We start from the raw sequence: 18211 nt of genomic DNA, 5'->3' as shown, positions 1-18211 counted from the left end.
AGCTTTATAATATAGCTGAAAAACAGAGCTTTTTGAAAAGTTTATAAAGGATATTTTAAACTATATTTCCTCTTTTTTAAAAAAATTGTCAATGTATTTGAGAATTCTCTGAGAAGCTTTCCCATCTCCAAAAGGATTATTACTTTTCCCAACAAGCTTATCATAGTCTTCGCGACTCGATAAAAGACGAAGAGTTTCAGTTACTATTCGGTCTTTATTAGTTCCTACGAGAATTCCAGTACCTGAATGTATCGCTTCTGGTCTTTCCGAGAGGTTTCTCATGATGAGTACTGGCTTGCGTAAGAAAGAAGCTTCTTCTTGTACTCCCCCACTATCACTAAGGATAATATAGCTTCGATTCATGACCTGTACAAAATCAGGATACTCAAGAGGCTCTGTAAAAATAACTCGTTTATGCTGCCCGAGATGTTTTCGTATAACGTCCCGGACAGTCGGATTTTTGTGCAGGGGAATGAGCACATAGATTTCTGGTACAGAAGCCAATATTTCAGATAGAGCCTCACATATATTTACTAAAGGCTGCCCCCACGATTCCCTTCGATGGGCGGTGACCAGAATGAGAGGTGCTTCTTGCTGAAGGCCAGAAAGCTCTTCAGGAAGAGATCCCTTATGTTGTTCTACTGTTCGAGATAGGGAGTCTATCACCGTATTACCTGTAACAAAAATGCGATTCTCGTCTGCACCTTCCTGAAGCAAGTTTTGTTTTGCTCCTTGTGTCGGGGCAAACCAGAGAGTTGATAAGCGATCTGTGATAACTCGATTTGCTTCTTCAGGGAAAGGCTGGTCTAGATTCCAGCTCCGTAAACCGGCTTCTATGTGTCCTACAGGGATTTTTCGATAAAAAGCAGATAAAGTTGCTCCCAATGTTGTAGTGGTATCGCCATGTACAAGAACCATATCGGGATGTTCCTTATCAAAAACTTTTCCTGTTCCTGTCAGAACAAGAGATGTGATGTGATCGAGTGTTTGGCGATCTTTCATAATATGAAGATTTACATCTGCTTTTATATCGAAGAAAGAGAGGGCTTGGTCAAGCATGTCTGAATGCTGCCCTGTTGCTAATACCAAAGTATTGTATTCCTTATTGTTTCTTAATTCTAAAATAACAGGGGCCATTTTTATAGCTTCAGGCCGAGTTCCAACAACACAAACAATCTTTCGAGACATTTCGTCCCTCCTTCATTTCATTGAATGAATCGGGTGAAAAAGTAAAGACCCAGCTCAAGTAAAGCTCCATGAAGGAGCACTAAGATCCCTAATGTTTGCACAGGAGAAAAGCCCTTATCAATCAATCTATAATGGAGATGACCGCGATCAGGTAAGAAAGGAGAACATCGGTGACACAATCTGCGAATAATAGAAGCTACTGTATCTAATACAGGGACCCCGCCCCACAAGAGAAGGAATATTATGAGTTTCCAGATAGAGAATAATTGTGGCGTATTTCCTACATAATTTGTATAGATAGAGAAAGTTAATTGTGAAGCGAAAAGGTACCCCAGCAGCGTGCTACCGCCATCTCCTAAAAAAGTTCGGGCTCGCGGGAAATTCCAATGTAAAACTCCTAAAGCTGCGCTCCCTATCGGTAACCAGAAAGAAGGAGCGCTTAATCTGGAGGCCATTAAAGTTGCCACGATAAACATACTTAAACATAGTCCATTGAGACCATCAATTATATTATAAGCACTGGTGGTGCCGGCTATCCACAAAAGCATCAAAATGCGGTGAGTCCACGGAAGCTCTATTGGTATGAGCACCAAAAAAGCTGCGAATATGTGTAATACCAAACGTACAATGGGATTGAGAGGACGAATATCATCCCAATAACCACACAGGAAAACAATAGTTGCTCCTGTTGCACTTAATTTGAGGAAAAAAGATCCTGAGGCGCCTAGTAAAACCCATAAGAGATACCCCATCCATAAAACTATACCAGCTCCTCGGGGGACATTTCCTAAATGATGTTTTCTTCCTCCAGGAACATCAAGGATGCGATAGTGATGAGATAACTTGATGGAGAGGGGGATCATTCCTGCTCCCCACCCCATCATTAGTATGCATATAAATAATAAGCGCCACATGATATTTCCCAATTATTTGGTCCCAAAAAGCCGATCTCCGGCATCCCCAAGTCCGGGAACAATATAGCCCTGTTCGTTCAAGTGGCTGTCAAGGGCAGCTGCGTAAATATCTACGTCCGGATGGGTTTCATGTACCTTTTTTACGCCCTCTGGAGCGGCTATGAGACAGACCAGAGACACTTTCCGAGCCCCTTTCTCTTTGACGAGGCTAATAGCAGCAGTAGCGGATCCTCCTGTAGCGAGCATCGGGTCAAGAACAAATATGTCTCGCTCATTAATATCGCTAGGTAGCTTACAATAGTACTCTACAGGCTCAAGTGTTTCAGGATCTCGATAGAGTCCTATATGACCAACTTTAGCGTTGGGAATGATTTGAAGAATGCCGTCCACCATGCCCAATCCAGCCCGTAGTACTGGGACTATAGCCAATTTTTTCCCCTCTAAGGTGTATCCAGTAGTTTTCTGGATTGGAGTTTCTATCTCAATTTTTACAAGGGGAAGGTTTCGAGTGATTTCGTAAACCATAAGGCCGGCTATTTCTTGAACGAGTTCTCTAAATTCTTTGACAGAGGTATTTTTGTCCCTAATAATGCTTACCTTATGTTGAACGAGGGGATGATCAAAAATTACAATACGTCCTTCTCCATTATTTGTTAGATATGAAGGAGCGATCTTTTCTTCATAACTACGTATTTTTGCTATTCGGCGTTGGTGCCTGTCTCCTTCAAAGGTTCCCTTAAGCCACACATCAACTATTTCAGTTGCCTGTTGCTCTGAAATGAGACGACCTCCCATGGCCAATATATTGGCATTGTTGTGGCGTCGGCTAAGTTTGGCTAACTCTGTGGTATTGCATAGAGCAGCGTAAGCTCCTGGAACTTTGTTAGCCGCTATTGACATCCCTATCCCGCTTCCACAGATGAGAATACCTCGTTCTGCTTCGCCATTAGCTACAGCTTTCCCAACTGACAGAGCTACGTCAGGGTAATCACTGGAAATATCCGGAGTATCTGCCCCGTGGTCAGAAACTTCGTGTCCTTCTTCCTGCAGATGGCGTAAAATAACGGTTTTAACAGAATAACCTGCATGGTCAGATCCTATAGCTATTTTCATTCTTCCTTGACCTCCCGGAGAGCCAGTTTATTTAGATCCGCAATATAATAACACGTAAAAAGAAGTCTTTCCCGATATTGAAAAAGGAAAGACTTCTTTTACTTTTTATTTACGTACGCAACTCAGATAGGTTTGTCATTGTTACCCGAGCAGAGTCAGCATCACAGCGGCAGCGACAGCGGTTCCAATGACGCCAGCCACGTTGGGGCCCATGGCATGCATGAGGAGGAAGTTTCCCGGGTTCTCCTGCTGACAGATTCGCTGCACCACTCTGGCGGCCATGGGTACTGCCGATACTCCTGCCGCCCCGATCATAGGGTTGACTTTTCCTCCGCTCATGACCTTCATGACCTGGCCGAAAAGCACTCCTCCGGCCGTACTGAAGATGAAGGCGACGAGGCCAAGGATAATGATTTTAATGGTCCCTATGGTGAGAAACTGCTGGGCGCTCATAGTGGCTCCCACTGACAGGCCCAGGAAGATGGTGGTGGCATTGAGAATCTCGTTTTGAGCTGCCTGGCTCAGCCGCTCTGTCACGCCGCACTCACGGATCAGGTTCCCGAACATAAGGGTCCCGATCAGGGGCACGGAGGAAGGCAGTAGGAGTCCTGAAGCCACAGTGCAGACGATGGGGAACAACACTCGTTCCAGCTTCGATACGGGACGAAGCTGATCCATGCGGATCGCCCGGTCCGCCTTGGTGGTGAGGAGACGGATCACCGGCGGCTGGATGAGCGGCACGAGAGACATGTAGCTATAGGCCGCCACTGCCACCGCCCCCAGGATCTGCGGCGCCAATTTCACGGTGAGGTAAATGCTTGTAGGACCGTCCGCTCCGCCGATAATAGCGATGGAGGCCGCTTCTTTCACGTTGAAACCCAACAGCAACGCTCCGAAAAGGGCTATGAAGACGCCCAGCTGAGCTGCCGCTCCCAGCAGGAAGGTGATGGGGTTGGCCAGAAGGGGGGCGAAGTCGGTGAGGGCTCCGATTCCCATAAAGATAATGACAGGGTAGATCTCATGTTCTGTCCCGAAAAAAACATACCTCAAAAAGCCTCCGTCATCCATAATGCCAGACAGGGGAAGGTTCACGAGCAGACAGCCAAAACCGATGGGGACCAGAAGCAGCGGCTCGAAACCTTTCACTATGGCCAGGTAGAGCATGATGAAAGACACGCAGAGCATGACGATATTGCCCCACGTGAGGCCAAAGAACCCCGAGGCATGAATGATTGTTGTTACTGAGTCTAAATAGATTCCCATAATGGGTCCTCTCACCCCGGCTTAGCCGAGGATCACCAAGGTATCTCCCGTATTCACGCTGTCCCCTTCCCGTGCCCGGATCTCCTGAACAGTTCCTGCCGATGATGCAATGATCTCATTTTCCATCTTCATGGCTTCCAGGATGAGGAGCACGTCTCCAGCCTGGACTGACGCTCCTGTCGCTACGTTGACCTTGAGGATCTTCCCAGGCATGGGAGCTGCGACGATAGTCCCTCCCGCCGGTGCTGGTGCCGGGGCTGGAGTTGCCGCTACTGGCGCTGGGGCTGGAGCTACCACTACTGGCGTCGGTGCGGGTGCTGGCAATGGAGCTGGTGTTGGCGTTGCTACCGGCGCTGCTGCCGAAACCGCGGTCTCGCCAAGATCTTCCACTTCCACTACATAACTCGTTCCATCTACTGTTACTCTATAGGTTTTGCTCATTGGTCTTTTTCCCCTCCACATGGTGTAATGTCATGTCTTCCATTCAGGCCTGCCGGATGCTACCGCCCAGACCAGGTCTGATTGTTGAGGCTGTCCAGCCCTTCCATGATGGCGCTGGTCCTCCACAAGCTCGGTGATGGACGCCGTATCCCTCGCTCTGCCCTGATGGATGTAATGCGGCACGCCCCTTCTCCTGACGCTAGCAATGCCCCTGTAATGGCCGCTATGAGGTGGCCGCGAGGATGCTCCGATACTGGCGCCGGAGCTGATGTCGGCGCTGGCGACGCCGCCACCGGCTGTGTCGGCCCTGGCGGCGGCGTGGGTGCTTTCGGCGACTTCTTCGCTCCACCCATATATTTTATGGCGTAGATGATGGCGGTCAAACCGCCAAGAACCAGAAATACCGCCGAAAAGGCGATGAGAGCCAAGGTGATGGGACCTTTGATCCCTGTCTCAAAATATGTATGCAGATCCACGTCTCTCCATCCTCCCGTCTTAGTGAGGCATTACGCCGTGTTTCCGTCTCGGACGAAGTTCTCGCTTGTTCGCCGTCCCCTGAAGAGCCAGGTAGATTTCTCGCCGCGTCTCTTCCGGCAGAATCACTCGGTCTACATAGCCACGCTCCGCCGCTACGTAGGGGTTCGCAAAGGCCTCGCGGTATTCCTCAATCTTACGGTTCCGCTCCGCCATCTGGTCTTCAGACCCTTCTATCTCTTTGCGGAAGACTATGTTCGCTGCCCCTTCTGCTCCCATAACCGCTATCTCAGCCTGAGGCCATGCTAGAACCATGTCGGCTCCCAAGGCTTTCGAGCACATGCCCAGGTAGGCGCCCCCATAGGCCTTCCGGAGAACTACTGTGACCATGGGAACCGTAGCTTCACTGTAGGCATACAGCAGTTTCGCACCGTGGCGAATGATGCCTCCCCATTCCTGTTCCGTTCCGGGAAGGTAGCCGGGGACATCGACAAAGGTGACCATGGGAATGTTGAAGGCGTCGCAGTGGCGAATGAACCGGCTCGCCTTGTCTGACGCGTTTATGTCGAGACAGCCTGCCATGTTGGCTGCCTGGTTCGCTATGATCCCTATCACCTGACCGCCAATTCGACCGTATCCCACGACCATGTTCGGAGCCCAAAGCGGCTGGACTTCAAAAAAATCGCCATCGTCAACAACCTGTCCGATCACGTCGTGGACCCGATACCCTTTGTTCGGGTTCGTGGGAACTACGGTGCGAAGGTCTGGAACCAGGCGAAGAGGATCGTCTCCCGTCTCTTTCCACGGCGCTTCCTCCACGTTGTTGCTCGGAAGGTAGCTCAGCAGCTTCCGAACCTGGGCAAAGCATTCCTCTTCGCTCGACGCCGTGAAGTGGGCATTCCCGCTCTTGGCGTTGTGAGCCAGTGAGCCGCCAAGCTCTTCGCTCGTCACTTCCTCGCCTGTGACAGCCTTGATGACAGCTGGCCCTGTGATGTGCATGATGCCTGTCTTCTCTACCATGAAAATATAGTCGGTCAGAGCGGGGCTGTAAACGGCTCCTCCGGCTGTGGGACCCATGATCACAGAAAGCTGGGGTATGACTCCGCTAGAGATGGTGTTCCGGTAAAAAATCTTCCCGTAGCCGTTCAGGGCATCTACTGCTTCCTGAATTCGAGCGCCGCCGCTGTCGTTGATCCCTATGCATGGAGATCCACTCTTCAATGCCAGGTCCATGACCTTGCAGATCTTTTCAGCATGCATTTCGCCAAGACTGCCACCTAGAACGGTGAAGTCCTGGCTGAACACGTAAACACGGCGCCCCTCTATCTCCCCATACCCTGTCACCACGCCGTCACCCAGAGTCTGTTTCTCCTCAAGACCAAAACGATGGCAACGGTGTGTCACAAATTCGTCAAGCTCAACAAAGGTGCCCGGATCCAGAAGAGCCGAGAGACGCTCTCGCGCTATACCCTTCCCCTTCTCGCGCTGCTTCCCTATGGCTTTCGGACCGCCTCCTAGTGAGGCCTCCTTGCGCTTCGCTTCAAGTAATGAACACAATTCATCTATGCTGCGATTCGTCATCGCTCACTTGCCCCCTCCCTCAGTTTATTTTCCGATATTATGTTTTTTAATATAGAATGAGCGACTGTATAGGGGTCCATTTCTTTTTTAAATACAGCCTTTACGTGAACATCTGCGCCATGGTTTTCCCATGAATGTTCAATTTTTTTAGCTATTTCGCGGCTCATAATATCTTTTATTTCCTGGATTACTTTGTCCTTCATTCTCTTTTCCCCATGAGAACTTTGTTTCAGGAATTTTCTATGCTCTTCCATCCCTTCCACGAGCTCCGTAACCCCATCTCCTTTTTCTGCTACCGTAGTGTAGATAGGAGGGCGCCAATCCGGTGTCCCTATGAGGTCTAACATGAGCTTTATTTCAGTTACAACTTTTTCAACTCCGGGACGATCTGCTTTATTAACTACGAAAAGGTCAGCTATTTCCATAATCCCGGCTTTCATTATTTGGATGTCATCTCCCATTCCTGGAACGAGAACGAGACAAACTGTATCAGCTAGCTTAACAATATCTATCTCTGATTGTCCGACTCCAACTGTTTCTATAATAACTACATCTTTGCCACATGCATCTAATATTTCCACAGCTTCTCGAGTGCTTCGGCTAACTCCTCCCAAGGAACCTCGAGTTCCCATACTACGAATGAAGACTTCTGGATCGTTAGCATGTCTTTGCATTCGAATTCTGTCTGCAAGTATGGCGCCGCCACTAAAAGGACTGGATGGATCTACGGCTATGACACCCACAGTACGCCCTTTTTTCCTGAATTCAGCGACGATTTTGTCTACAAGAGTGCTTTTGCCGGCGCCAGGGCTTCCAGTGATGCCTATAATGAGAGCACGACCTGTATGAGGATAGAGATGTTTTATAATCTCTTCTCCCTCGGGCTCTTCATTTTCTACAAGAGAAATAATGCGAGCCAAAGCTCTAACGTCACCTCGTAAAGCTCTTTCAGCAAGGACGCTCACTGTTAAACAGTCTCTTTCGCACGTTTTTCCGCTACTGCTTTTTCTAACCATTCAGCGCATACAGTGGTAGGAGTTCCGGGGCCAAAAATAGCTCCAGCTCCCATTTCCAAGAGGGCGGGTATATCAGCGTCTGGAATAACCCCTCCTCCGAAAACAATAATATCTTCTGCATGACGCTCTTTAAGCAACCCAATAATTTTAGAGAAATAATAAGCATGAGCACCAGACAATATACTGATACCTATAGCGTCAGCATCTTCCTGTATTGCTGTATCCACTATTTGCTCAGGTGTCTGACGAAGACCAGTATAAATAACCTCCATACCTGCATCGCGGAGAGCTCGTGCTACTACTTTAGCTCCCCGATCATGTCCATCAAGACCGGGTTTGGCAATAACGACTCGAATTTTCTTTTCGGCCATAGCTCATTCCTCCAATTACAGAATAATATTCTCTGTATATTCACCGAATTCTTCTCGTAGTACTCCGCAAATCTCACCCTCTGTTCCGTAATTACGCACTGCTTCCAATATGAGAGGCATAAGATTTACAGATTCATCTCGAGCAGCTTTTCTTATATTTTCTAAGGTGTTTTTAACCTTTAAATTATCTCGTTTTTCTCGAAGTTCTTTTAATTTTTGAACTTGCCTTTCTCCTACAGACTCATCCACCTTTAGCAGATTCATATCTGCATGATCTTCTTTTATCTGGAACTTGTTGACCCCAACTACAATTGCGTCTCCGCTTTCCACAGCTCTTTGATAAGAATAAGCAGAATCTTGAATGTGTTTCTGTACATATCCTTTTTCTATGGCTATTAACATGCCGCCCATGTTATCAATTTGAGAAATATATTCTTCTGCTCTCTCTTGGATTTTATTGGTAAGAGACTCGATAACATAACTCCCAGCGAGTGGATCAATAGTATCGGCTACCCCTGATTCATATGCAATAATCTGCTGCGTTTTTAAAGCAATGCCGACACTTTTCTCTGAAGGAAGAGCAAGGGCTTCGTCCATACTATTAGTATGGAGAGACTGTGTTCCGCCTAAAACAGCAGCTAAAGCCTGCATAGTTACTCTGACAATATTGTTTTCTGGCTGTTGTGCGGTAAGAGTAGAACCTCCGGTTTGCGTATGGAATCGCAACATCTGAGCTTTACGGCCTGTTACGCCAAAACGCTCCTTCATAATCTTGCCCCACATCCTTCTCGCTGCTCGGAACTTAGCCACTTCTTCCAAAAAGTCATTATGAGCATTGAAGAAGAAAGAAAGGCGTTGGCCGAACACGTTGGGATCAAGGCCTTTCTTCTGTGCTGCTTCCACATAAGCTATCCCATCTGCTAATGTAAAGGCTACTTCCTGAGCAGCTGTGCTTCCAGCCTCTCGAATGTGATAGCCAGAAATAGAGATAGTGTTCCATTTAGGAACATTATTGCTGCAGAATTCAAATATGTCGGTAATGAGACGCATAGAAGGTTTAGGCGGGAAAATATAAGTGCCTCTGGCGATATATTCTTTAAGAATATCGTTCTGTATAGTTCCTGAGAGTTTGTCCATAGACACTCCCTGCTTTTCACCCACACAAATATACATGGCAAGCAAAACACTCGCAGGAGCGTTAATAGTCATTGAGGTGGAAACTTTATCGAGAGGAATCTTGTCAAAAAGAATCTCCATATCAGCAAGACTATCGATGGCTACTCCTACTTTTCCGCATTCCCCTTGGGCCATTGGGTGATCAGAGTCGTATCCAATCTGCGTGGGGAGATCAAAGGCTACAGAGAGCCCTGTTTGTCCCTGAGAAAGTAAGTAACGGTACCTTTCGTTCGATTCTTCTGCCGTTCCAAAACCTGCGTACTGACGCATCGTCCAAAGTCGCCCGCGATACATTGTCGGTTGTACGCCGCGTGTGTAGGGGTAACGGCCCGGATACCCGAGATCTCTGGCATAATTAAACCCTTCCAAGTCTGTGGGATCATAGACGCGATTGAGAGGAATATTTCCTCCCGTTCGGAATTCTTTCCGACGTTCAGGGCGTTTTTCCATAGTTTTAGCTACTTGGGCTTCATATGCTTGTTTCAATTCTAGAATTTCTGGGATATTTTCTTTTTTAGACATACATCCTCGCCTCCCATTATAAAAAGCTGCGTAAAATACCACTGTTTTTTAATAGGTTCCTACCATTTCTGGCCATAAAGGCAACCAATTTCGCATTTGTAATAGCCCTAAGTCTATATAAAGAGACAACATGGATTGTTCCGAATAGCCCGATACCCCTTTTACTGCAGGGAGGGACATTTCTATTGAGAGAATCTTGTTTTTTACTTGGGAAGCGGCTGCTAACTCTGGCGTGGGTGCTACAGTTCCACCAGTCAAAGCAGCGGCTCGCTCCATCCACATACAAGCACCGCCATCAGATACAGAAAAAGAGAGGGCTATGCCATTATGAATACAAAAAGAAACAAGCGACGCAAGTTCCTCTGGTTCTAAAATAGAAGCTTCAGAAAGAACAATGTGCCGAAGGGTTTCTTTTTGTTGCCCCCATATCTGTCGGATACGATCTATAAGGGGAACAGCTTTTTCTGCGGTAATTTCTATGAAAGCAATCTGGCTATATTGAATAGGGGGTAAAAGTGATACTGTAGGCTTCATGTTTTGTCCTCCCCAAACAGCAGATGCGACAAAAGGGTTCTGGTTGCTATACGCATAATACGGAGCAGAAAAAGCGCCTTTCAAGCGAAGATAATCGGAGCCGTCTTTGTTTCTTTGAAGAGTAGGTTCATATGCAAAGAAAAAACCTTGTGACAGAGTTGGGTCTGGAAGAGGCCATATTTCCCAAAGATATAGACCTCGAGTGTCCACTCCCCAAATAATGTCTCTATCCCGCAATAGAGACCAACAACCCGACATATCCACAGAGAGAATAGAGGTTTTACTTTCATTTTGAGAAAAACAATTTTTTACTTGCATAAGGCTTCCTTTATCCGAGACAATGAACAAAGATCCATCTATTCCCCACTCTATATCCCGTGGCTGCGAGATACAAATATTTTTAATCTCACGAGTAACTTTATTAAGAAGAAAGACAGTGTCATTATTGCGGTCAGCAATAGCTATCCATGGACCATAAGACGCAAGAGCCGAAGGTTCAAAAGGTTTTTTTGTTGACTCTGGAACCCATGTATTTTTAATCTGAAGGTCGGGATAGGAAACAAAAAGAAGATTACGGCCACTTATATTCGCCACAATAAATTCTGAATCTGATTGCCATACTATGTCTGATACAGTGCAAGAAAGAGCTCCCAGCTCTTCTACTTGAGGTGCAGTGGCATTATCTGACAAAGAGAGACGATACACTTCCCCCCTTCTTCCCATGACAAGGAGGATTCGCTCATTCATAAATACTGCTGACACAGGTTCTTTTACAGGTGAAGAAATGACAGAACCGGTTTCAGGTGAAAAAAGCCAAAGAATATCGCCTATTTGATCAGGAAGTGCCCATAATCCATTTGAAATTACCCCCTTACCTAAACCTTGTATATTAATAGGCTTAAAAAGAGATGTGTTTGCTGTCTGTTTTAGTTTTTTTTGTAAGATTTCCCACTGAAAAGAAGAGTCTATATTTTTGAAAAGACAAGTATTGATATAGTCTTTTTCCGTAGTTAAATCTCCAAGTAAACGTTGAGCTGAACTATCGTTGGGGCGCACTTCCATATAATATCTTAAGGTACGTTTAGCTTCATCCAACTGACCTATAGATTGTAAGTTAAGGGCCTTAAGCAGATAATAGTCAACCATATACGTATTTAAATCTAACGCCTGATTCAAGTAATCACAAGATCCCCAGTAATCGCGAGAGAGAAAAGCAGTATAAGCCTTAAGAAAATATTTTTCGGCCTCTTGACGTTGAGCTGGAGGCAATTCTAACGCATGTATTTGAGAAGAGAAACATATTAGTATAGTACTTACAAAAAAAATGGAAAGGAAGATAATTATAAATTTTTTCATAATGTCAATCCACTCCTGCAAAAGAATAAAGACCTAATATAATAGCACCAGCAATAAGGAATCCTAAAAGCATGCGGAGATAAAAAACCCATATTTTACCTCCAGGCAAATCTCCTTTTCTGATTTTTATTACTAATTTAGCAACAAAAAGGGCACCTAAAAACATTCCTATAGCAGTAAGAGCATTAGAATTTTGTACGGGCATATTTAATCCCTCTTTGTAAGATATTTTATCAAAATCAATGTAAGCATAACGCATATAAAACTATAAAACTACTCAAAAAGTATATGGTGAATTATATAACTATAAGATAATAATGATAAAAATAGAAAATACAGAAAGCCGGAATATATTCTTCCGGCTTGGAAAGGTTTTATTGGGAGGAAGCTTCTTTGACGTCGTTTTGACCGTCAAGATGTATTTGTTTTAACACAGAGATAGCTACTTCAAGAGCTCGTTTCCCATCCATAATTCCTACAAGCGGTTGTTTCCCTTCCCTTACACAGGTGACAAAATGCTGTAATTCTAATTTAAGAGGTTCGCTTTTGGGAAATACAGGATGTTCTATAACTTCTACAAGACTTCCATTTTCATGTCTTACGCAACGGTTGATAGATACATCTTGTGTTTCATAGTTGATAGCTAGATACCGTTCAGGTTCCATTATTTCAAGTTGCCGAAGCCTCCGCTCAGAGACTCGGCTTACGAGGATATGAGCCATAACTCCATTTTTAAAAGTTATTTGAGCTGAAGCTATATCCTCATGATCAGTTCGTATACATCGTCCCGTGGCTGAAAGGTTTTCTATCTCCGAATGAACCAAAGATAGGATGATATCAATGTCATGGATCATGAGATCCAGCACAACACCAACATCACTAATACGAGGAGAAAAGGGACCTAGACGTCGAGACTGAAGAAATAAAGGTTCCTTTACTACTTTCGATGTGTATTGCACTGCACTATTGAATCTTTCAATATGACCTACCTGTAAAACAAGATCTTCTTCAGCAGCTACCCGCAGAAGCTCTTCTGCCTCTTGTACAGTTGTCGTTACCGGCTTTTCTATTAAAACATGAATCCCATTCAAAAGGGCTTTTTTAGCAATTTCGAAATGAAGGCTTGTTGGTACAACTACACTGACTGCATCTGGCCGTGCCTTTCGAATAAATTCATCCATGTCGGTAAAAAAGGGAACGCCTAAATTTTCTCCTATCGCAGCTGCTCTGGCCTCGTTCTGGTCTACTACTCCTACTAATTGAGTTCCAAGCAACTCGGTATAAACTCTGGCGTGGTGCTGTCCCAGGTGCCCCACACCTATGACACCCACTCGTTGCAGATCCATTTGGGGATCACTCCTTGCGACTTTGTCGGTAATACTCTATGAGTCTTCCTCTTTATATATTCTCACAGTTATATATTTAAAAGTGGCATAATTATAGTGAGGCAAGAAAAAACATTCGAGAGTGCAGGTCCCCTCGCCTATAAGAATAACAAAAATTTTCGTCTTTATATGTGCAAATTGGTATAGAGTTAATGTTTTTTCCCTGAAGCCCCTCGACCTGAAGTTGCTCTCTTATGGCTCCAAGTAAGTTGAAATAAATTCGTTTCCCCTCTTTTCGATAAAAAAGGGAGGATAAATTTTTAATCCCTTGGCGGGACCATTCATCACCTTCGTCCCTCCAATATGTTTCCTTTCCTATGCCAGGACCGACCCAAGCGTAAACTCGGTTGAAATCTTGTTCTTTTATATGAGAGCGTACAACAGCCATGCCAGAACTCACTATGTTGCGCACAGTTCCTTTATATCCTGAGTGCAACATAAGTACCCATGGTGACGGTACAGGAGATGCTATAAGTACTGGCATACAATCAGCATAGCGTAAACTCCCTTCATAGTCTGTACCTGATAAAAAAATACCGTCAGCATGAGGTCGTTCAGGTAGTACGTTATTTTGAGATGGTAAAAGAATATCTACCCCATGTACTTGGTGAGGGGCTATGGTTTGTCCTGAACCCTTTCCTATAAAATCTATATTTGCCTCAATAAGCTGACGAGAAAGAAATGGATCTCCCTTTGCCCTTTCCATGAGGGGCCCCTTCATAAAAACATGGGCTCGGAAAAAAGGCTTTTCTTCCGGACAAAGATAGGTTAATACATGCTGTCTATCAATATATGAAAGATTATAGGCGCGTCTCATGATAAAAAGGGTAACAATGGTCTCTCTCCATAAGACGTGTTCTTACATAGCCTATAAGATAAAGACTCCCGCAACAGACAACTATATCGCTCGCTTCTCCAGCTTTTTTTATGGCTTCTATAGGATCAGAAATACTCTCTGGGGTAAAAGTCCATTCATAATGACTAGCTTCAGCGCAAAGAGATTCAGCTAGAGCAGATCGCTCCATCCCCGGGACCTCTGTGCATATTAATCGAGGTCTTAGATGACTCAATCTTTCGAGTGCCTTGTTATGCTCTTTATCTTTCATGGAACCATAAACAATGGTTAGTTTTTTTTCGGGTCTATAGATACCGAGAAAAGAAAGACTTTCTACAAGCCGGGCGATACCATCATCGTTATGTGCTCCGTCAAGCAATAAGGGAGGATCATACGGGACTAGCTCCATTCGACCTGCCCATTGTGTGTGAGTAAGTCCGTCGTAAAGTGCTTGTTCCGAAATTTGAGGGAAGACAGAGCGTAAAATAGAGAGACTTGCTATGGCCAAAGATGCATTTTGTATCTGATATAAGCCAATGAGAGGGGTATGGATATGAGGATAACATTTCCCTTCATTCTCTTTGTTTTTTAGAGAAAAGGTGGAGCCTTTTAAAGAAGATTCTTCCTGTTGCCACTCATAAGATTTAGAGACAACTACTCCCTTAGAATGTTTTTTATCTGCTTCTTTTTCAAAAAGAGATATGAGAGAGGAAGGTTCTCCTGTAAATATCGCCGGGGTTTGTTCACGTATAACGGCGAATTTCTCCATGGCTATGGCTTCTAACGTTGTCCCTAGAAAATCCATGTGATCCATGGAAATAGAGGTAATTGCTGTAAGGAGGACTTTCCCTAACGTATTGGTAGCATCTAATCGTCCTCCCATTCCCGCTTCTATAACAGCGATATCTACATGAGCCTCTGCGATGAGGACAAAGGCGACAGCAGTAAAGACTTCGAAGTACGTGGGAGGATCTTGTGATAAGACTTTGTCATTGCAAATAGTATTTATAACCTTTTCAGCGCCACTCTGCCATTCTTCCGATGTAAGCATACTCCCGTTTATTAAGAGGCGCTCTCCCATATGAATGAGATGTGGACTTGTGTACATGGCCGTTTTAAGCTCAGCATGGCGAAGGACCGACTCCATGTACGCGGAAGTAGACCCTTTCCCGTTAGTCCCTACCACGTGTATAGCGGGGAAACTATTTTCTGGATGGCCTAACAGAGCAAGCAAACGTGATATACGCTCCAAGCCCGGGTGAATACCCGGGCTTGCATAAAGAGCCAATTCTTTTTCTATATTTTCGTACTTATAATAGTTGTTCATTATCCTCAGGACCTTTTTAGACTGCTAATATTGTCACGTATTCTTTGATAGCGGTTCTGGTTATCAGCTAATCGGATGCGCTCTTTTTCCACTACTTCTTCTGGTGCTTTTGAGATAAAGTTTTCGTTTGCGAGTTTTTTATTCATTTTTTCTATATCTTTCGCGAGACCTTGAAGCTCTTGTTTAAGGCGCTCTATCTCAGCTTCGATATCAAGGAGCCCGCCTACTTCAAGGCTAATTTCTCCATTTGCGACAACAGAAGCCAAGCAACCGTGAGGTTTTTCATCGCTGTCTCCTATAATTTCAACAGCTTTTACTTTAGCGAGAAGTGAGATCATATCCATGTTTTTGTGAACAATATCTCTTAGTTTTTCGTCGTCTGTTTGTAAAATGACTCGATCTATCTTCTGTTGAGGGGCTACTCGAGCTTCGGCTCTCAAGTTACGAGTAATTCTAATGAACTCCTGTAATGTGCTCATTAGACCATCGTCTTCTGCTGAAAGCAACTCGGCAGAAGAGACAGGCCACGAAGTTCTCTCAATAGAGTCTTCGCTGAATCCAAAGATGTGCCATAATTCCTCTGTGAGGAAAGGTATAAAAGGATGCATCAACTGGAGCACTGTCCTGAAAACATATTCTACAACTGCCTGAGTGTCTTGTCTGCGTTTTGCCCCTCCATCGCCTTTCAATGCGGGTTTCGACATTTCCAGGTACCAATCGCAGAGATCCCTCCAAATGAAGTCATAGAGCAACCGAGCCGCTTCCCCGATAAAATATCCATCTAGAAGTTTTGTTACTTCGTTTATGACATACTGGGTTCGAGAGAGAATCCAGCGGTCATGAAGTCTCATGGACTCTTTTTGTGGGAGAGGTTTTATTGAACAGTCTTCTTCGAGATTCATCAGAGCGAAACGACTGGCGTTCCATAGTTTATTCATGAAAAGTCTGTACGTTTCTATTTTATTAGCACTGAGCAAAACATCTCTTCCTTGAACTGTAAGAGCTGCCAATGTCATGCGAAGAGAATCGGCCCCGTATTTCTCGATCATAGTAAGAGGATCGATAACGTTCCCTTTTGACTTGCTCATTTTTTGCCCGTCTTCGTCTCGAATCAACGCATGAATGTACACTTCTTTGAAGGGTTCCTCATCCATGAACTCAAGTCCCATCATGATCATTCGAGCGACCCAAAAGAAGATAATATCAAAAGCTGTAACGAGTAAAGATGTAGGGTAAAAATATTTCAGCTCCTTTGTTTCATCTGGCCAGCCAAGAGTAGAAAAAGGCCATAAAGCACTACTAAACCACGTATCAAGAACATCTTCATCTTGATGTATGTGAGAGCTTCCGCACTTTTCACATGTGGTGGGATCTTCTTCAGAAACTGTGATGTGCCCGCAGTCATCGCACGTCCAGGCAGGAATCCTATGTCCCCACCATAGTTGGCGAGAGATACACCAATCTCTAATATTCTCCATCCACTGATAATAAATTTTTTGCCACTGCTCAGGGATCCATGTTATTTTTCCTTCTTCTACCGCTTTTATTCCTGCGTCAGCAAGTGGTTTAGCTTTAACAAACCACTGTTCAGAAAGATACGGCTCAACCATGGTATGGCATCGATAACAATGCCCTACTGAATGTTGTATTTCTTCAATTTTTTCTATAAGATTTTGTTTTTTCAAGTCCTCTATCGTATGTTCCCGAGCTTCCATAACAGAGAGCCCCTTGTAAGATAGGGCGTTTTCGTTCATAAAGCCATCGGCATCTATCACCTGGATTTGCTCGAGGTTGTGACGTTGTCCCACAAGAAAGTCGTTCGGGTCATGAGCTGGGGTGATTTTTACGCAACCTGTCCCAAATTCAGGATCCACCATAATGTCTTCAATAATAGGAATCTCTCTATTTGTTAGAGGAACCCGAACTTTTTTCCCAATAAGATGTTTATACTGCTCAGCTCGAGGATGAACAGCTATTGCCACGTCGCCAAGAATGGTTTCTGGGCGGGTTGTTGCAACGATAAGAGCCCCTTCTCCATCTACAAAGGGGTACTTCACATAGTAGAGATGACCTGCTACGTCTTCATGTTCCACTTCTATGTCAGATAAAGCAGTATGGCAGCGGGGACACCAGTTAATAATATAGCGCCCCTTATAAATAAGCCCTTTCTTGTAGAGTCGTACAAAAACAGTACGAACAGCTTTGGAAAGACCTTCGTCGAGAGTAAATCGCTCTCTATCCCAATCACAGGAGTTGCCAAGTTTTTTCATCTGCTCAATAATGCGGTTACCATACTCTTCTTTCCATTCCCAGACTTTTTTTACAAACTCTTCCCGTCCCAGATCATGCCTAGAGATACCCTCTTTTGCCAGAGAGCGCTCTACCACATTTTGAGTTGCTATACCAGCATGATCTGTGCCTGGCAGCCAAAGAACGTTATATCCTGCCATCCGTTTGTATCGACAAATAATGTCTTGAAAAGTATTGTTGAAAGCATGGCCTATATGAAGAGAGCCTGTTACATTCGGAGGAGGTATCACTATAGAAAATGCTTCCTTTGATGGATCTACTTCAGCATGGAAAAGCCCTGTTTTCAGCCACCACGAATACCATTTATCCTCAATGGGTGTAGGATCGTAGTTTTTTTCTATTTCTCTAATACGTGTAGCCATTGAAAGTCCCCCTCCATAATCTATTTCTTAATTCTTCACTGGG

The 18211-nt window shown here is 44.8% G+C and carries 16 protein-coding genes; all 16 read right to left on the bottom strand.

Annotation, left to right across the window (positions count from 1 at the left end; genetic code table 11):
- Positions 1-60: 60 nt before the first annotated feature.
- The 16 genes from wecB to K360_RS0106075 all read right to left on the bottom strand — a co-directional run bounded on the left by wecB (position 61) and on the right by K360_RS0106075 (position 18168).
- Positions 61-1188, bottom strand: coding sequence for a non-hydrolyzing UDP-N-acetylglucosamine 2-epimerase (gene wecB, locus K360_RS0106150; RefSeq protein WP_024822295.1), 1128 nt, complete (start codon positions 1186-1188; stop codon positions 61-63).
- A gap of 17 nt (positions 1189-1205) precedes the next feature.
- Positions 1206-2102: a glycosyltransferase family 4 protein gene (locus K360_RS0106145; RefSeq protein ID WP_024822294.1), complete on the bottom strand. Its 897-nt coding sequence runs from the start codon at positions 2100-2102 to the stop codon at positions 1206-1208.
- A 12-nt stretch (positions 2103-2114) separates the two neighbouring features.
- Positions 2115-3215: a uracil phosphoribosyltransferase gene (gene upp / locus K360_RS0106140; RefSeq protein WP_024822293.1), complete on the bottom strand. Its 1101-nt coding sequence runs from the start codon at positions 3213-3215 to the stop codon at positions 2115-2117.
- Positions 3216-3356: 141 nt separating this feature from the next.
- On the bottom strand, positions 3357-4478 hold the full coding sequence (locus K360_RS0106135; RefSeq protein ID WP_024822292.1) for a sodium ion-translocating decarboxylase subunit beta: 1122 nt from the start codon (positions 4476-4478) through the stop codon (positions 3357-3359).
- A gap of 21 nt (positions 4479-4499) precedes the next feature.
- Positions 4500-4919: a biotin/lipoyl-containing protein gene (locus tag K360_RS0106130; protein WP_024822291.1), complete on the bottom strand. Its 420-nt coding sequence runs from the start codon at positions 4917-4919 to the stop codon at positions 4500-4502.
- Positions 4920-4978: 59 nt separating this feature from the next.
- Positions 4979-5395: an OadG family protein gene (locus K360_RS11020; RefSeq protein ID WP_024822290.1), complete on the bottom strand. Its 417-nt coding sequence runs from the start codon at positions 5393-5395 to the stop codon at positions 4979-4981.
- Between the two features lie 19 nt (positions 5396-5414).
- Positions 5415-6974 carry an acyl-CoA carboxylase subunit beta gene (locus K360_RS0106120; protein WP_024822289.1) on the bottom strand — a complete coding sequence of 520 codons (1560 nt, stop codon included), beginning with the start codon at positions 6972-6974 and terminating at the stop codon, positions 5415-5417.
- Entirely contained in the window at positions 6971-7939 is a 969-nt protein-coding gene (gene meaB / locus K360_RS0106115; RefSeq protein WP_024822288.1) for a methylmalonyl Co-A mutase-associated GTPase MeaB, read from the bottom strand. The genes K360_RS0106120 and meaB overlap by 4 nt, the downstream gene beginning before the upstream one ends.
- Before the next feature lie 2 nt (positions 7940-7941).
- Entirely contained in the window at positions 7942-8361 is a 420-nt protein-coding gene (locus K360_RS0106110) for a cobalamin B12-binding domain-containing protein (RefSeq protein WP_024822287.1), read from the bottom strand.
- A gap of 15 nt (positions 8362-8376) precedes the next feature.
- Positions 8377-10059, bottom strand: coding sequence for an acyl-CoA mutase large subunit family protein (locus K360_RS0106105; RefSeq protein ID WP_024822286.1), 1683 nt, complete (start codon positions 10057-10059; stop codon positions 8377-8379).
- A 48-nt stretch (positions 10060-10107) separates the two neighbouring features.
- Positions 10108-11949 (bottom strand): tetratricopeptide repeat protein, encoded by a 1842-nt coding sequence (locus K360_RS0106100; RefSeq protein WP_024822285.1) that lies wholly within the window; start codon positions 11947-11949, stop codon positions 10108-10110.
- A 4-nt stretch (positions 11950-11953) separates the two neighbouring features.
- Positions 11954-12154, bottom strand: a complete 201-nt coding sequence (locus tag K360_RS0106095; protein WP_024822284.1) for a hypothetical protein — start codon at positions 12152-12154, stop codon at positions 11954-11956.
- A 169-nt stretch (positions 12155-12323) separates the two neighbouring features.
- Positions 12324-13295 carry a Gfo/Idh/MocA family protein gene (locus K360_RS0106090; protein ID WP_024822283.1) on the bottom strand — a complete coding sequence of 324 codons (972 nt, stop codon included), beginning with the start codon at positions 13293-13295 and terminating at the stop codon, positions 12324-12326.
- Positions 13296-13386: 91 nt separating this feature from the next.
- Positions 13387-14040, bottom strand: a complete 654-nt coding sequence (locus K360_RS0106085) for a purine nucleoside phosphorylase YfiH/LACC1 family protein (RefSeq protein ID WP_169728664.1) — start codon at positions 14038-14040, stop codon at positions 13387-13389.
- Positions 14041-14134: 94 nt separating this feature from the next.
- Positions 14135-15496 (bottom strand): bifunctional folylpolyglutamate synthase/dihydrofolate synthase, encoded by a 1362-nt coding sequence (locus K360_RS0106080; protein ID WP_051461110.1) that lies wholly within the window; start codon positions 15494-15496, stop codon positions 14135-14137.
- A 5-nt stretch (positions 15497-15501) separates the two neighbouring features.
- Positions 15502-18168 (bottom strand): valine--tRNA ligase, encoded by a 2667-nt coding sequence (locus K360_RS0106075; protein WP_024822280.1) that lies wholly within the window; start codon positions 18166-18168, stop codon positions 15502-15504.
- Positions 18169-18211: the final 43 nt, after the last annotated feature.

It is taken from the genome of Aminobacterium mobile DSM 12262, from assembly GCF_000526395.1.
Taxonomy (GTDB): Bacteria; Synergistota; Synergistia; order Synergistales; family Aminobacteriaceae; genus Aminobacterium; species Aminobacterium mobile.
This window is presented reverse-complemented; position numbering and strand designations above follow the sequence as displayed.

Coding starts and splice junctions, on each gene's coding strand:
- K360_RS0106130 (WP_024822291.1), bottom strand. CDS start 4,919: ATGAGCAAAACCTATAGAGTAACAGTAGATGGAACGAGTTATGTAGTG.
- K360_RS0106080 (WP_051461110.1), bottom strand. CDS start 15,496: ATGAACAACTATTATAAGTACGAAAATATAGAAAAAGAATTGGCTCTT.
- upp (WP_024822293.1), bottom strand. CDS start 3,215: ATGAAAATAGCTATAGGATCTGACCATGCAGGTTATTCTGTTAAAACC.
- wecB (WP_024822295.1), bottom strand. CDS start 1,188: ATGTCTCGAAAGATTGTTTGTGTTGTTGGAACTCGGCCTGAAGCTATA.
- K360_RS0106110 (WP_024822287.1), bottom strand. CDS start 8,361: ATGGCCGAAAAGAAAATTCGAGTCGTTATTGCCAAACCCGGTCTTGAT.
- K360_RS0106120 (WP_024822289.1), bottom strand. CDS start 6,974: ATGACGAATCGCAGCATAGATGAATTGTGTTCATTACTTGAAGCGAAG.
- K360_RS0106105 (WP_024822286.1), bottom strand. CDS start 10,059: ATGTCTAAAAAAGAAAATATCCCAGAAATTCTAGAATTGAAACAAGCA.
- K360_RS0106135 (WP_024822292.1), bottom strand. CDS start 4,478: ATGGGAATCTATTTAGACTCAGTAACAACAATCATTCATGCCTCGGGG.
- K360_RS0106145 (WP_024822294.1), bottom strand. CDS start 2,102: ATGTGGCGCTTATTATTTATATGCATACTAATGATGGGGTGGGGAGCA.
- K360_RS0106085 (WP_169728664.1), bottom strand. CDS start 14,040: ATGGAAAGGGCAAAGGGAGATCCATTTCTTTCTCGTCAGCTTATTGAG.
- K360_RS0106090 (WP_024822283.1), bottom strand. CDS start 13,295: ATGGATCTGCAACGAGTGGGTGTCATAGGTGTGGGGCACCTGGGACAG.
- K360_RS0106095 (WP_024822284.1), bottom strand. CDS start 12,154: ATGCCCGTACAAAATTCTAATGCTCTTACTGCTATAGGAATGTTTTTA.
- K360_RS0106100 (WP_024822285.1), bottom strand. CDS start 11,949: ATGAAAAAATTTATAATTATCTTCCTTTCCATTTTTTTTGTAAGTACT.
- K360_RS0106075 (WP_024822280.1), bottom strand. CDS start 18,168: ATGGCTACACGTATTAGAGAAATAGAAAAAAACTACGATCCTACACCC.